This window comes from Acinetobacter sp. GRABPA_MV_2 (genome assembly GCF_056725885.1).
This window is the reverse complement of the sequence record NZ_JBWZNA010000003.1, coordinates 77,909-92,798: the sequence shown is the minus strand read 5'-3', so window position 1 is coordinate 92,798 and position 14,890 is coordinate 77,909. Positions and strand designations below refer to the sequence as shown.

Below are 14,890 nucleotides of genomic sequence, written 5' to 3'. Positions count from 1 at the left end.
ATCTAAAATGATGTCATTATATACGTTGATTTGATAAAAACTGTCTAAATAATATGATTTCATTTATAATATTTTTATCTTTTTTTACTTGTTGCCTCCTTTTTACCGCGATAGATGACCAAACTAGATGTAAAAAGCATGAACTATTATTTACTCAAAACTTTTAGCCGCCAACCAATTCAATTTGGACGTTTTATTGCCCGCATGTTGGCAGGATTAGTCAATACTTTAAAAATTACTAGAACCTCAAAGAGTATTGAACTTAACTTACAAATCGCACTTCCTCATTTAACGCCACAACAACGCATAGATATTACACAACAAGCTATTCGTAACGAGTTAACCTCATATTTTGAATTTTTAAGTATCTGGGGCTCATCAAATAGTAAGAATATTTCAAGAATTCATCATATTGAAGGTGAACATTACTTTCATGAAGCACTAGCGGCAAAAAAAGGTGTGGTTTTAATTGTCCCACATTTTGGCACATGGGAAATCATGAATGCATGGTGTGCCCAGTTCACCTCAATGACAATTTTATATAAACCTGTAAAAAATGTAGATGCAGACCGTTTTGTTCGAGAAGCACGTAGTCGTGAACAAGCTAACTTGGTTCCTACCGATGAAACTGGTGTTCGACAAATTTTTAAAGCATTAAAACAAGGTGAAACCACTGTAATTTTACCTGACCATACACCAAATGTTGGTGGTGATATGATTAATTATTTTGGTGTTCCACTTGCCTCAAGTAATTTAAGTGCCAAGCTTATCCAGAAAACAAAAGCTAAAGCTTTATTCCTTTATGCAATTCGTAATGAAAATGATGGTTTTACGATGCATATCGAGCCTATGGATGAGAAGATTTATGAAGGTACAGCAGATGACGGAACGTATGTCATCCATCAAGCAATTGAACAACTAATTCATCAATATCCAGAGCACTACCACTGGAGCTATAAACGGTTTAAAGCAAATCCAGCTTTAGATAATATTTATAATATAGATCCGACTGAAGCACTTCAAATTGTAGATAAGCTTAAAGCAGAAGCTTCACAAATTCCTGTGAAGCCAGGTACGTTCGAAACGTCGAGTATATAAAACTATCTCATGATTGCGAGATACAAAGCTTAATGTTCCTTGTTCAACTGTACTTTTAAACGGAATATTAAGTGCTTGTACTCTCGCTAACACTTCTTTACTTGGATGACCGTATCGATTATTAAAGCCAGTAGAGGCAACAACAAGCTTTGGTTTTAGAGTCGCTAAAAAGTCATAAGCCGAACTATGTTTACTCCCATGATGACCTAATACCAGAACATCTACCTTTAAATCAGGATATTCTTTCATGAGTTGATATTCTGCTTCCCACCCTGCGTCGCCCATGATTAAATAATTTTGATAGCCATTTATCTGTTTTAAATGAATATAAACCACACAAGAATATTGATTTTGATTAGAAGGAACTAAGTTTAAATCATTTTCTTTAGGCCAAAGGATTTCAATATCTAACTGTGGATATTGCCATTTTTGCCCTTGATGGCAATAAGTAAATGGCTCTTTAATTTGCTTTGTCCATCGTTCATTTGATATGACTTGTTTAATAGGAAAAGCCTGAGCGATAGAGGGAAATGCTCCGCTATGATCTTGATCGAGATGAGACAGTACGACGTGATCCAGTTGTTTAATTCCCTTTTGACGTAAATATGGAATCACGACATTTTGACCAATACTAAAGGCTTTCTCATCATAAGACCCACCCGTATCGATGAGCCATGTCTGCTGCGGGTGTTGCAAGAAAATAGCTTGTCCCTGTCCCACATCTATAATATTTAATTGAATTTGCTGGGATGACTTATCTGGAATGATCAAGGGTAAACAGCATATTAGTCCCCAAGATTTTGGTAAAACTCCACGCGGTAAAAATAAGATAATAATAACGAAGCTAAGGCAAACTAAATCAAGTGATGTCAGACTAAAGCCTTGTAATGGTAGAGATAATTTCTCTAAAAGATTAAAACACGTCAGTACTATACTAATCAGGACATCATTAATTTGAAAAAGTAAATTTCCGAATGGGTTAAAAATAAGCCATACACAAGCAGCAAAAATGTTTAAAGGAACAATCACACCTCCGAGTAAAGGAACTGCAATAATATTTGTAAAAGGGGCAACCCATGAAATCTGTTGGAAGAAAATCAGCATTAAAGGACATAAAGCAATAAATATTTTGCCTTGAGATTCAATTAAAATTTTACTGAAAAGAATGATTCTAAATAACAGATTAGTTAAAACAAGATTTGGAGCCTGCTCTATAGTTTGATAAATCCGTAATAAAATAAAGCAAGAACCATAAGAGAGCCAAAATCCTGCCGATAAAACACTAAAAGGATCGCAAAATAAAAGCAGACTTGCACTGTAAACCAAGAGTGAAAATGGCTTAACAGGCAGTTTAATTAATAACAAAGAAGCAAATAAAAATACTGAAAGTAAAGTTCGTAAGGCGGGAATTTCAAAACCAACAAATGCCGTATAAATTAAAACACCGAAACATAATGGAATCATCGCCCAAATTTGTTTAGGTTGATGCAAATAAAGCTGCGGATAATATCGTCGTACTAATTGATGTAATCCCCAAGAGAACATGATGGCAAAAATGAGTACATGAGGCCCTGAAATGGCCAACAAATGAGAGATTCCTAATTCCTTAAATTGATTTTTAATCTCATCATTTAAAAGACTTTCGTCCCCTGTTAATAAAGCTAATAACAGTCCTTTATTTTGTAAAGGAGATTGTTTTAACATTAATCTAAATGTCAGACGCAATTTTTCTATATTTAATTTTTGTCTGTTAAAGAATTTTTGTTGCTCTTTTAAATGCTCTTGATAACCCAACTGATAAACTTCATCAGAGCTTAAAGGCTCAATATGCTGAACACTAAAACCAGACATTATATTTCGTTGAATGAACCATTGTTCTTGGTCGAAAACACCGGCCACTGCGTAACTATGAGCAGGTTTGGTTTTGCCAGAAATTCGATAATAATGGCCTAATTGTAATTTTGATTCATCTAACGCTGAGTTTACTTTTTGATTTTTTAAATATAAAAGCCAATTGACGGGATGTAAGGACTGCCCTAGTACCTGAACGGGTTGCTGCGTCTTATCTTCTTTTTCTTCACTTATACGATCTACATACACAACAATATCTAAAGATTTAGGCTGCATTTGTCGCAGTTGTAATCTTTCATTTAAGGTATGCTGAGCATATTGATGTCCTATAGTAAAAAAACTAATAGCACAGACTAGACAGTAAATGGCTTTTAATATGGGGCGATTTAAGAAAATATTTCTCTTAAAAATATAAAAAATAAAGCCCATAACAAGCAAGACTTTACCTACCCACCCATATTGCATTATTAAAGGGATATCTCTCCCCATAAATGCAATACCCCCAATCCACCCCATTAAAATAAGTTTTAACATTTAAAGTCATATCATTATCTTTTTAGGGGCAAAATTAAAGCCCAACTCAGTGGGCTTTAACAATGTGATTTAATGACAATTTTTTAAGAACTACTCACCCAGAGTCCATCTTGCATGTGCAAAATAGAATCAGCAGCCTGAGCTAAATGCTCATCATGGGTCACAATTAACATTGCCATGTTAAGTTCTTTCTTAAGATCGGTCAGTAATTCAAAAATACCTAGAGCTGTTTTACGGTCTAAATTACCTGTAGGTTCATCAGCCAGAACAACCGCAGGTTTAGTGACTAAAGCACGCGCTAACGCCACACGTTGGCGCTCACCACCTGAAAGCTCACCTGGCTTATGATCCATACGATGAGATAACCCAACTCGATCAAGTAAATATTCAGCTTGCGCTTTTACCGATTTAAATTGGCTATCTGCACGAAGCATTAAAGGCATCGCGACATTTTCAAGAGCAGAAAACTCAGGTAATAAATGGTGAAATTGATAAACAAAACCGAGGTATTGGTTACGCTGAAAACCACGTTCAGCTTCGCCTAAATTATCAAAACGCTGACCATTTAAAAATACTTGCCCTTGAGTTGGCTGCTCTAAACCACCTAGCACATGGAGCAAAGTACTTTTACCTGAACCACTCGCACCGACAATAGAAACAAACTGCCCTGCTTCAACTTGTAAAGAGAGACCTTTAATGACTTCAACTTTAGATTTACCGTCATCAAAATGTTTATATATTTCTTTCGCTTCTAGAACAATTTTACTCATAGCGCAGTGCCTCAGCAGGTTGAACTTTGGCAGCACGAAGTGCCGGATAAATAGTCGCCAAGAAGCTTAAAAGTAAAGAAACAATCACAATAATCGTCACATCTTGCCATCTTAAATAAGAAGGAAGGTAATGTACAAAGTAAGCATCAAATAGATTTAAGCCCAACACATTGTTAAACCATGAAATGATATCGCTAATGGTTAAAGCTAAAATTACACCTAAAACCGTACCTGCAACTGTACCAATCACCCCAATCACGGTGCCTTGCACCATAAAGATTTTAGTAATCATCGACGGTGAAGCGCCTAATGTACGTAAAATAGCAATATCTGATTTTTTATCAGTCACCACCATGACCAATGATGAAACAATATTAAATGCTGCAACCACAATAATAAGGACAAGCAATAAACCGACTAGAGTTTTTTCCATTTGAATGGCATTAAATAAATTACCATGCGTATAGGTCCAGTTCGTCGCGTAAAAATTGCTTGGTAAACTTTTGACTAAGTCGTCAGCAACTTGCGGCGCTGCAAAAATATCATCTAGTTTTAAACGGACACCTTGGGCACCATCTGGTAAGCGTAATAAGGTTGAAGCATCGTATAGGGCGATATAACCCACCATAGAGTCGACTTCAGCGCCTACACTAAAAATACCAACCACTTTAAAACGCTTGAAACGAGGTACAACACCTGCTGGAGACGGTGTTGCTTCTGGTAAAACCAATGTCACACTATCATTTAGACGTAAGCCCAATGAATCAGCCATATCTTTACCAAGAACAATACCAAATTCACCTTTTTTAAGTGAATCTAAACTCCCGGCAACAATATGATTTTGAATAATAGAGACATTCTTTTCATATTTTGGGTCAATACCCGTCACCATAATACCAGCGACTTGCCCTTGCGCAGTTAACATACCTTGCAATTGCGTAAAAGGTGCAACCCCTGTTACATGTGGATGATGTTCAACTCGCTTCACGAGTTCAGGCCAATCCGTGAGGATTTGTGTAGATGAAACTGTTGCTTGCGGCACCATTCCTAACACACGGTTTTTCAATTCGCGATCGAAACCGTTCATGACAGAAAGTACTGTAATCAGCACAGCGACACCTAGTGTCAAACCGACCATCGAAACCAATGCAATAAAAGAAATAAAATGATTACTGCGTCTTGCGCGAGTATATCTCAACCCTATATACAGTGAGATTGGTTTAAACATACCTTCTAAATCCAAGGTCATTGATGGAAAATATAAGATGTTGATGGCAACTTGCACCCACATCTACTATTTGGCCATACCGTTAGATGCTGTATTAAGGTTTAAAAATCAGTAAGTTCTGATCTTCCCTTAACAATCCTAATATTATATTGCTGCGCTATTTTCTACTACTTAAGTTGGGAGATCAATTTGATCGTGCATTTCGCTACGAATTAGAACAATTTAATGAATAAGCTCAACAAATTACACAAATCTTCTCCTATTTAGACTTCATATGTTGAGCAAAGTTCCGATTTGCCTGAATGTCTTTATAGAAATATAAAAAGAGTCCAGACAAGATAATGAAAGCACCTACAAAAACCATAATTGAAAGTTGTTCATGGTTTAAAGCAGCTCCAATGATCATCGCTAACATTGGTGTAATTACTGTCGTTAAAGATAAAGTCGTTGCCTGAATATTTTGTATAAGTTTGAAGTAGCAGAACATGGCGACTAATGAAGCCATCAGTACCGTATAAATTAGGGCAAATAAAGATTTAGCTTCTGGCAAATGTGTTGGTGCATATTGCCAAATAAATGGAATAAAACAACTAGCAAAAATAGAAGACACTAAAATAGAGCCTGTTGCCTGAGCCATCGGCTGGATCTGTGCATTAACTTTCTTGACCCAGAAAATTGAAAAAGAATAAACAAACACACTGATTAGCATAAGTACAATACCAAACGGATGTACATGCTGATTCGCACCGCTCAGACAAATAATAGCTAACCCACAGACCGCAATTGCCATACCCAACCATTGCAGCTTATAAAGTTGTTGGCCAAAAGCAAACCGACCAATAAGCCCCGCCATAATCGGCGCTAAACCAAACATAAGTGCAATCATGCCTGAACTTAAATATTGGGTCGCGGCATAGGTGAAAATTTGAGAACCAATTAAGCTAAAAGATCCAGCAATGTAGCTATGAACTGCTTGTCGATGCGTCGGAAAAGGTGTTCTTAAAATCAACAATATGATTACAGCCAAAGGCAATGCAATAAAAAAGCGTAATAACAATGCCCACATCAGATGCAGATCAGACACACTCCAGACAATTGCCAAAGGAGTGGTTGCCCAGATAAACACTAACAAGGCATAGGTTAGAGCCAAATTGGTTTGCGATGGCATGCGATGCTCACTTAGCTGTTTTACGTTTTTGCTTTAAAATCGTTTGATCTAATGAACTTGAAAATTCACGTTTATCTCGCTCGGAAATAGGAGGCGGTCCACCAGTTTGCACACCTGCACCACGAAGCGTGTCCATAAAATCACGCAGATGTAAACGTGCTTTAACATTCGCAGTTGTATAGACTTCACCACGCGGATGGATAGCAACGCCTCCTTTCTCAATCACTTGAGCTGCCAGAGGAATATCCTGCGTAATGACAATGTCATTTTCAACCATACGATCAACTATTTCTTTATCTGCCTGATCAGCACCACTTAAAACCTGTATTGACTTAATGCGAACAGAAGGTGTAATCCCAACATTTTGATTGGCAACAAAAATGACTTCTAATTGATAACGATCTGATGCACGTAAAATCACTTCACGTAAAATTTTCGGTAAGGCGTCTGCGTCTACCCATAGCTTAAATGGCAGCACGTTATTCTCTATTTCCACTAAAAATATTAGTCTAACAGATGCTTTTCTAAGGTGAGTAAAAATAACGATTAAACTGATTTTTAATTTCAACATTTAAATTTTTTATAAGTTAAACGTACTTTTAACTTATAAATAGAAACGGCGCTTCCCTTTAAATGACTAAATACGCGCTTTTACAAGAGAATTTACATATGGTGACTTGAAAAATAGCAAACACCCTCGATTTAATATAACAAGTAATGTGAACCCAACAACATCGTGCTTATGAAAAATCAAAACAGTCCAGAAGTTATTAAAGTAAATGACCAAAATTTTGGTAGTCATGGAGAACATTGGAATCTATTGACGTCCCATCCCGAAACAGATGTACCAAAATGGTTAGGACTGGCACTTGATGCACCTGTAATGCCAATGGGTTTGTGTGAACATGAAGAAGACATGGACCAATCTTTTTGGCTCATTCAAGGTCCACAAGACCAAAAAGTTACCATCAATCAAATTATTGCTGTTGAAAACCAAAAACCTCGTGCGCTTAAAACAGCCTTCCCAAGTTTTGAAAGTCCGTACCAATATAATGCAAAAATTGAACGCATCATTACTTGCGACTCTGCTACACAAGCCGTGTTAAGTTTAAGACTAAATAAAAATACAACTGTTTATGCATTTGATAATTTATTTAGTGTTAACTACTGTCAATATGACAAAAATCAAAACTATCAAGTCCAATTTAATGCATGGGCTTATGAATTAGAACCTGTTCCAGCAGGTGAAAAAATCATTGTTGATGACCCAGCTTCTATTAAACATCACCGTGCATTAAATGCAATTTTAACTGAACATAATGGTGTTGCTCCTGAAAACTTACAGGAACTCATTAATGAATGGCAACCAAAAACTCCAGAAGATCAAGAACCTGTAACCGTTGATTTTTCTAAAATGGTTGCGTATTTATATGGCGAAAATCTTGGTCAAGAAGATGAAGCCTGGTTCCAAGGTAATATTGTTGGCAAAACCTCTATGACATTTATGGGGGCAGAATATACCCTTTATGATGTTACTTTGGTTTTAGAAGATGATCTTCCTGCCATATTAGTGCGCATTGCAACCAAAAACGATTTGTATAAAAACTTTAATATTGGCGAATATATTCGCGGTAATATCTGGATTCAGGCGACTATTTGTGCTAAAAAGGGTGAAACTAATTGAATTTCACTAATATTTTAATAATTAGGTTATTGAATGAAGATTATACCCGAACAAACTACCAGCCTCATTCAATCCAGTAGCCTGCGTGTAAAGGTCGATACTGGTGCGTTTTGCTTTTTTGTCTTGGGTATGTTCTTAGCTGCCATATTCATGCACCAGTTTGGTTTAGTGCCTTTTTAATTTATAACTTATTCAATAAATAAAGCCCTCATTTGAGGGCTTTATTTATTTGATTTGCTTAACCATTACGCTTTGCAAAATCATCCATAAAGTTGATTAAAGCCTGTACGCCTTCTAATGGTACGGCATTATAAATACTTGCACGCATACCGCCGACAGAACGGTGGCCAGCTAAATTCAACAAGTGATTAGCTTCCGCTTCTTTTAAGAATTGCTTTTCTAAAGCTTCATCTGCCAAGGTAAACGGTACATTCATAATTGAACGGTTTGGAATTGCGATCGGGTTATTGTAGAAATCGCTTGAGTCGATATAACCATATAACAACTGAGCTTTTTCAAGGTTCACTTTATGGATCGCCTCTACCCCACCCTGCTCTAGCAACCACTCAAATACCAAACCAGACAAGTACCAAGCGTAAGTCGATGGCGTATTTACCATAGAACCATTTTTGGCTTGGTCACCATATTTTAAAAGACTTGGAATTTCTGGTTTAGCTTGATCAAGTAAGTCATCACGAATAATGACAATTGTTAAACCAGCAGGACCAATATTTTTTTGTGCGCCAGCGTAGATTAAACCAAACTTGGTCACATCTAATGGAGCAGATAAAATACTTGATGAATAATCACAAACAAGTGGCGCTTTTACATCAGGAATTCCTGCGAACTGTAAGCCACCAATCGTTTCATTATCTGCATAATGCACATATGCTGCATCATCAGATAAATTCCATTCGCTTTGTTCAGAAATTGCGAACTTGCCATCTACTTTAATGCCAGCTTCTACAACATTAATATCACCATAACGTTTTGCTTCTTTTAACGCTTTTTCAGACCAGATGCCTGTGTGAATATAATCGGCTTTACTGTTCTTACCTAAAAGGTTTAAAGGAATCGCAGAAAATTGTAATGACGCACCGCCTTGTAAAAACAGTACTTTATAGTTTTCTGGAATATTCATTAACTTGCGTAAATCTGCTTCAGCTTTTTCAGCCACAGCAACATAGTCAGCACTACGGTGACTCATTTCCATGATGGATAGACCTTTACCTTGCCAATCCAACAATTCTTGTTGAGCTTTTTCTAAAACGGCAGTAGGTAATGCAGCAGGACCAGCACAGAAATTGTACGCGCGCATGATTTTTCCCTTGTATAAAGTCAAACACAATAAAAATGGCATTTAACCACAGATTGCTTAAGCTTGCAGCAGCTTCTCAAGTAAATATTTCAATGCTGGACTGTATTTAGCTTTATTTTTTCAATTATTGTTGTCGTTATTTCTTTAGTTTTAATAACCAGCTTCCCCATTTAAAAAAATTTTTAAGCAAAAAGATCAACTTGACTTGTGATTATCATTTCACATACCTTGATAGCTATTACAAAAATATTGGCTTAGTAAATTCAATAATTAAAGGAGCTAAAAAACACCATGTTTTTATACAAATGTATAATAAACAAGATGATAATTGAATTTAATAACAAGAAATTTAAACTATAAGGGATGCCAAAAATTGTTATTTAAAATGCCAACACATCGATATAGACAGTCTATTTTTCCCTTTTCATTTAAACCCAAACATCTTGCTTTGGCTTTAGGCTTTTTTTTCACTAATCATTTATACGCCGAAAGCTTAAGTTATGCTGAAGCAGAGCAGCAAGCTTTGAAAAGTTCATATAGTACTCAAGCCAACCAAGCATTACAGCAAGCATCTCAATTAGAAGCTGAAGCAGTAAAGGGCCTCGGATTACCTAGAGTTGATTTGAATGTCAGAGCCTATGCTTTTCATAGTGAAACAGATGTACCTCTTGGCTCTTTTAAACAAAAACTTGAGAATGATCTAAGCCAAGGGCTAAATGATAAACTTTCACAGTGGAACAATGTCATTCCATCAGATGTGCTGGGACAAGTTCAAGAAGGCGCAAACCAAACCATACATGATGGTATAAATCGCTTTCCTGATTACGCAAACCTGACTATCGAAGATCAGGTGGTACGCCCTTCTATTTCAGTCGTAATGCCACTCTATACAGGCGGCTTAACCAGCAGTGCTAAAAAAATAGCAAATATACAAGCACAGCGCTCTGAACTTTCAAGCCTACAACAACAAGATATACAGCGATTTGAAGTAGTACAAAGTTACTTTAATGTGCAGTTACAGCAGCAGCTGGTTGCAAGTAGCTTATTTAACTTTAATGCGATGCAAAAACATTACAGCAATGCCCTAAAGCTGGAACAACAAGGATTTATTAGTAAAGGGCAACGCATGCAATTTGAAGTCGCGCGTAATAATGCAGAACGTACTTTACAAAATGCTCAAGCTAACTTAAACGCCAGCCGCTTTAGCCTTAATAATCTTTTACATCAACAAAATAATGTCGATTTAAGTACACCATTATTTGTAAACAACACTCCCAGCCAGTCTCTAGAATCACTTTTAACCAGTTATTCACAAAAGTCTAGCCTTGTACAAAAAATGCAGATGGATACTCAACTGGCTAACGTAAATATTCAAGCTCAACAAGCAGCAAAAAAACCAAGTCTATTTGCATTTGGTGAATATGCTCTTGATGAAAATGAAAACTGGATTGTCGGTGTAATGGCAAAATACAACCTATTTTCTGGGGTAGATAAAAATAAGAATATTCATGCCGCTGAATTAAAGCGCTACGCTTCTGAACTCATGACTGAACGAACTAAACAAGAGATTGAAGCACTTTTGAATAAATCATATAACGAGCTCAACTCTGCTCAACAAAGTCATCAGCTTTTACAAAGAAACGTAAATGCCGCTCAAGAAAACCTACGTATTCAAGAACTTTCTTTCCGCGAAGGAATGGGTACAGCAACCCAAGTGATTGATGCGCAAAATGCATTAAGTGCGTTAAAAACTGAAATGGCTTTAAATGCTTATAAATATGTCATGTCACTCGCGACTTTATTGCAAAGTCACGGCTCAATTGACCAGTTTAAAGCTTATGTCAATCAACCACATACCGACTATATTCGTTAATGGGAGTATAAAATGAATCAAGACTCAGCTCATTCAGAACAAGATTCTCCTGTTGCGGATACGGCAGAAACCACCCAAGTTCAAAAAGATGATCAAGTTAGTGACCATCAAGAATCAAACACAAATAAAGATGATTCAAAACCACCTAAAAACTCTAAAATTAAACTGATTATTGGTGTAATTATTATTGCCCTATTAGGTTTAATTATTTTTGGTTTGTGGAAAAGCTATCAGCCGAAACCTATTGAACTTCAAGGCCGAGTTGAAGCTGAAACTATTCACGTAAGTACAAAAGTTCCAAGTCGTATTGAAGAAATTTATGTACAAGAAGGCCAGAAAATTTCCAAAGGCCAGCCCCTTGTTCGTTTGGTTAGCCCTGAAATAGAAGCTAAAAAGCAACAAGCTTTGGCTACCTTACAATCGGCTTTAGCATTTCAATCTACGATAGATCGAGGTTCTCAACAAGAAAATATCGATACTCTTTATGCCAACTGGCAAAGTACGAAAGCACAAGCAAACCTTGCCAAAACTACTTACCAACGTGGTGAGAATTTATATAGACAAGGCGTCATTTCACGTCAAAGAAGAGATGAAATGCTTGCTGCACAAACTTCTGCTCAAGAATTAAGTGAAGCCTCTTATCAGCAATATGCCCGTGCAAAACGTGGCAGTACCAGCCAACAAAAATCTACAGCAGATGCACAGGTTGAAATTGCAAAAGCTGCAGTAGCTGAAGCAAAAGCTTTAGAGGAAGAGACACGTTTACTCTCACCTATTTCAGGCACAGTTTCAAAAACTTATGGTAAACCTTCTGAATTAGTCGCTATGGGCGTGCCTGTTGTCAGCATTTTAGAAGATGATGATTTATGGGTAAGTTTAAACGTAGGTGAAAATCAATACGCCTCTGTTTATAAAAATAAAACTCTTGAAGGATTCATTCCAGCTCTTAATCAGAATGTGAATTTTAAAATCAAGAATATTGATGCTGAAGGTGAATTTGCCACCATTAAAACGACTCGCCAAACTGGAGGCTATGATATTCGTAGCTTCAAATTACATCTGGTACCTGAAAATCCTGTCAAAGACTTAAAGGTTGGTATGAGTGTTCTATTTAAAATTAAAGAAGAAAAATAAAGCATGTTTGCCAGTATATTACGGGAACTAAACTATCTAAAAAGCAATAAATGGGATTTGTGTATGGTGACACTTATCCCTGCTTTTATCATTTTCATGTTTAGCAGCATGTTTTACGCAGGTAAAGCTGAACACTTACCAATTGCAATTATTGATCAGGACCAAAGTGAACTCAGCCGTAATATTGAAAAGTATCTTTCGTTGAATCATACAGTAGACATTAAAACAATTACGGCAAGTTCTGCTGAGGCTGAACAACTACTCAATGAAACCAAAATATGGGGGTATGTTTTTATTCCAGACGGTGCTGAAAAGCGCTTCGTTAAAGCACAAGATGCTCAAATCAGCATTGCATTTAATCAGTCTTTTTTTAGTGTCGGAAACACCATTTCTTCAGCAATGCTGGTCAGTACCCTCAATGCTTTAGCAGACTATGCTGGTCAAAGTTATCTTGTAAATAGTATTCCCTATTTAGATGTTCCTACGGCTCATGTAAAAATCTCAACGCTTTATAATCCAAGTATGAGCTATGAATTTTACTTAGAACCTTTCATGGTTCCTGCTGTATTACACTTATTGTTATGTTGCTGTGTTGCCTTTGCTATTGGACAAGAACTTAAACGTGGCACATTAACAGCATGGGTAAACCGAGAAAGTTTTATTCAAGGCTTATTGGCCAAAAATCTGCTTTATAGCCTTATATTTTGTGCATGGACATGGGTATGGATGTTTTGGCTAGTCGAAATCCGTGGCTGGTTCGTAGCAGGTTCTCTTAGTTTATTGTTATGTGCACAGTTTTTACTTTATTTTGCCTATGCTTTGATTAGTAGCACCGTCATTCTTGCAACCAAAAATTTAAGTAAGACTTTTGGCTTTATCGCAGTATATGGCGGCTCTTCTTTAAGTTTCGCAGGCGTTACGTTACCTTTAAATAATGCGCCTATTTTCACCAAGTTTTGGTCACTCATTATTCCTTATACTCCTTATGCCAAGCTTCAAACCGAACAATGGGTGATCGGCAGTCCAGTTTTCATTTCAATGATTCCTTTTTTAATACTCATCGGTTATTGCCTGATTTACTTCTTTTTAAGTTGTCTATTGCTTAAAAAATTAGTTCGAGGGGCAACACAATGAAAGAATTCTTTAAGGCTTATGGGCAAACATTTAAAGACATTGTAAGTAATAGCTCAGTTTTCACAACGCTAATTTTATCGGTCATTCTTTACAGCTTTTTTTATCCTACCGCCTATAAAGCTGAGCGTGCAGAATCTATTCCTATTGTCATTGTTGATGAAGAACAAAGTCTCTTAACTTCTCAATTAATCGGTCAAAGTGCAAATAGTCCCCATGTTCATATTGTTACTGTTACAAGCAATTTCTTACAAGCAGAACAAATGGTTCGTGAACAAAAAGCCGATGGTATTTTACTTTTACCCAACAACCTAACTCAAAGCTTGCGCAGAGGAGAAACAGGCGGAATTGGCTTATATTTAAGTACTACCAACTTTTTAAAAACTAAAGAAATTGGTTTAGGTCTGGCAACCTCGATAGAAGCTACATTAAAAGAATATGTTGAAAAATTTGGACAACGCACACACTTCCAGCCAGCGCTTTCTATTCATCAGGTGCCGTTATTTAATCCCCTTTCAGGATATGGAAGTTATATTTTTCCAGCTGTTGCATCTTTGATTATTCATCAAACGATTGTGCTAGGTTTGGCAATGTTAATAGCTAGCTATCGGGAGCAACGTGAAAAGATTACAGCTGTTCGTTTTGCTGGAATCTTCGCAAGTATATTTACTATTGGTTGTTTGGGCTGTTTTTATCTTTTCGGTTTTACCTTGTGGTTCAATGACTACCCACACGGTGGAAATTTTATAGGTCTACTCATTGCTGTTCCAATTTTTATTAGTTGTGTGATTGGACTCGGCATGTTGATCGGTTCACTTTTGGATATGCCGGAACGTGCCGGACATATTATTGTATTTAGCTCTGTACCTTTATTCTTACTAACTGGAGCCGCTTGGCCTCATCAAGCAATGCCTGAATGGTTACAATGGTTTGCGTGGTGTTTACCATCAACACATGGGGTACAAATGTTTGTGCAACTTAACCAGATGGGTGTTCCATTAGCCACGGTTGTACCAAAACTGATTTTTCTTGGGACCCTTGGATTAATATTGGTGAGTTTATCTTATTATCGGCTTGTTAAAAAACCTTCTTCATAAAATA

At 36.7% G+C, this 14,890-nt stretch carries 13 protein-coding genes and 1 pseudogene; 8 read left to right on the top strand and 6 right to left on the bottom strand.

The window, feature by feature from the left end:
- Nucleotides 1-114 precede the first annotated feature (114 nt).
- Nucleotides 115-1,098, top strand: a complete 984-nt coding sequence (locus tag ACXM0J_RS04045) for a lysophospholipid acyltransferase family protein (protein ID WP_086265477.1) — start codon at nucleotides 115-117, stop codon at nucleotides 1,096-1,098.
- Here the strand turns inward: ACXM0J_RS04045 and ACXM0J_RS04040 are convergent.
- The 3 genes from ACXM0J_RS04040 to ACXM0J_RS04030 form a co-directional block, all read right to left on the bottom strand.
- On the bottom strand, nucleotides 1,051-3,483 hold the full coding sequence (locus tag ACXM0J_RS04040) for a DNA internalization-related competence protein ComEC/Rec2 (protein ID WP_086265478.1): 2,433 nt from the start codon (nucleotides 3,481-3,483) through the stop codon (nucleotides 1,051-1,053). The two genes, ACXM0J_RS04045 and ACXM0J_RS04040, sit on opposite strands and share 48 nt — an antisense overlap.
- Nucleotides 3,484-3,566: 83 nt before the next feature.
- Entirely contained in the window at nucleotides 3,567-4,253 is a 687-nt protein-coding gene (lolD, locus tag ACXM0J_RS04035; RefSeq protein WP_086265479.1) for a lipoprotein-releasing ABC transporter ATP-binding protein LolD, read from the bottom strand.
- Nucleotides 4,246-5,481, bottom strand: coding sequence for a lipoprotein-releasing ABC transporter permease subunit (locus ACXM0J_RS04030; RefSeq protein WP_004790618.1), 1,236 nt, complete (start codon nucleotides 5,479-5,481; stop codon nucleotides 4,246-4,248). Before ACXM0J_RS04030 ends, lolD begins: the two co-directional genes overlap by 8 nt.
- Nucleotides 5,482-5,630: 149 nt before the next feature.
- On the opposite strand from ACXM0J_RS04030, the pseudogene ACXM0J_RS04025 reads away from it, so the two are divergent.
- Nucleotides 5,631-5,711: pseudogene (locus ACXM0J_RS04025) on the top strand (PilZ domain-containing protein); the annotation flags it as partial.
- Nucleotides 5,712-5,740: 29 nt separating this feature from the next.
- Here the strand turns inward: ACXM0J_RS04025 and ACXM0J_RS04020 are convergent.
- Both ACXM0J_RS04020 and ACXM0J_RS04015 read right to left on the bottom strand, forming a co-directional pair.
- Nucleotides 5,741-6,649: a DMT family transporter gene (locus tag ACXM0J_RS04020; protein ID WP_005067734.1), complete on the bottom strand. Its 909-nt coding sequence runs from the start codon at nucleotides 6,647-6,649 to the stop codon at nucleotides 5,741-5,743.
- 7 nt (nucleotides 6,650-6,656) lie between these two features.
- Complete coding sequence (locus tag ACXM0J_RS04015; protein ID WP_078210287.1) at nucleotides 6,657-7,145, bottom strand: YaiI/YqxD family protein; 489 nt, start codon at nucleotides 7,143-7,145, stop codon at nucleotides 6,657-6,659.
- Nucleotides 7,146-7,391: 246 nt separating this feature from the next.
- Between ACXM0J_RS04015 and ACXM0J_RS04010 the strand changes: the two genes are divergently transcribed.
- Together ACXM0J_RS04010 and ACXM0J_RS04005 are read left to right on the top strand one after the other, a co-directional pair.
- Nucleotides 7,392-8,333 (top strand): hypothetical protein, encoded by a 942-nt coding sequence (locus tag ACXM0J_RS04010; RefSeq protein ID WP_002118998.1) that lies wholly within the window; start codon nucleotides 7,392-7,394, stop codon nucleotides 8,331-8,333.
- A 33-nt stretch (nucleotides 8,334-8,366) separates the two neighbouring features.
- The gene (locus ACXM0J_RS04005; protein ID WP_005038822.1) at nucleotides 8,367-8,513 is read left to right on the top strand and encodes a hypothetical protein; all 147 of its coding nucleotides are present in this window, start codon (nucleotides 8,367-8,369) and stop codon (nucleotides 8,511-8,513) included.
- A 58-nt stretch (nucleotides 8,514-8,571) separates the two neighbouring features.
- Here the strand turns inward: ACXM0J_RS04005 and serC are convergent, their stop codons facing one another.
- Nucleotides 8,572-9,651: a 3-phosphoserine/phosphohydroxythreonine transaminase gene (gene serC / locus ACXM0J_RS04000; protein WP_086265480.1), complete on the bottom strand. Its 1,080-nt coding sequence runs from the start codon at nucleotides 9,649-9,651 to the stop codon at nucleotides 8,572-8,574.
- Nucleotides 9,652-10,036: 385 nt separating this feature from the next.
- Here serC and ACXM0J_RS03995 point away from each other — a divergent pair, with 385 nt between their 5' ends.
- Genes ACXM0J_RS03995 through ACXM0J_RS03980 form a run of 4 tightly spaced genes read left to right on the top strand, consistent with a single transcriptional unit; the run spans nucleotide 10,037 to nucleotide 14,886 of the window.
- The gene (locus ACXM0J_RS03995; RefSeq protein WP_086265481.1) at nucleotides 10,037-11,524 is read left to right on the top strand and encodes a TolC family protein; all 1,488 of its coding nucleotides are present in this window, start codon (nucleotides 10,037-10,039) and stop codon (nucleotides 11,522-11,524) included.
- Between the two features lie 12 nt (nucleotides 11,525-11,536).
- On the top strand, nucleotides 11,537-12,658 hold the full coding sequence (locus ACXM0J_RS03990; protein ID WP_032007062.1) for an HlyD family secretion protein: 1,122 nt from the start codon (nucleotides 11,537-11,539) through the stop codon (nucleotides 12,656-12,658).
- A gap of 3 nt (nucleotides 12,659-12,661) precedes the next feature.
- Complete coding sequence (locus tag ACXM0J_RS03985; RefSeq protein WP_180752373.1) at nucleotides 12,662-13,792, top strand: ABC transporter permease; 1,131 nt, start codon at nucleotides 12,662-12,664, stop codon at nucleotides 13,790-13,792.
- Nucleotides 13,789-14,886, top strand: a complete 1,098-nt coding sequence (locus ACXM0J_RS03980) for an A1S_2622 family ABC transporter permease subunit (RefSeq protein WP_086265482.1) — start codon at nucleotides 13,789-13,791, stop codon at nucleotides 14,884-14,886. Before ACXM0J_RS03985 ends, ACXM0J_RS03980 begins: the two co-directional genes overlap by 4 nt.
- The last annotated feature ends 4 nt before the right edge of the window (nucleotides 14,887-14,890 follow it).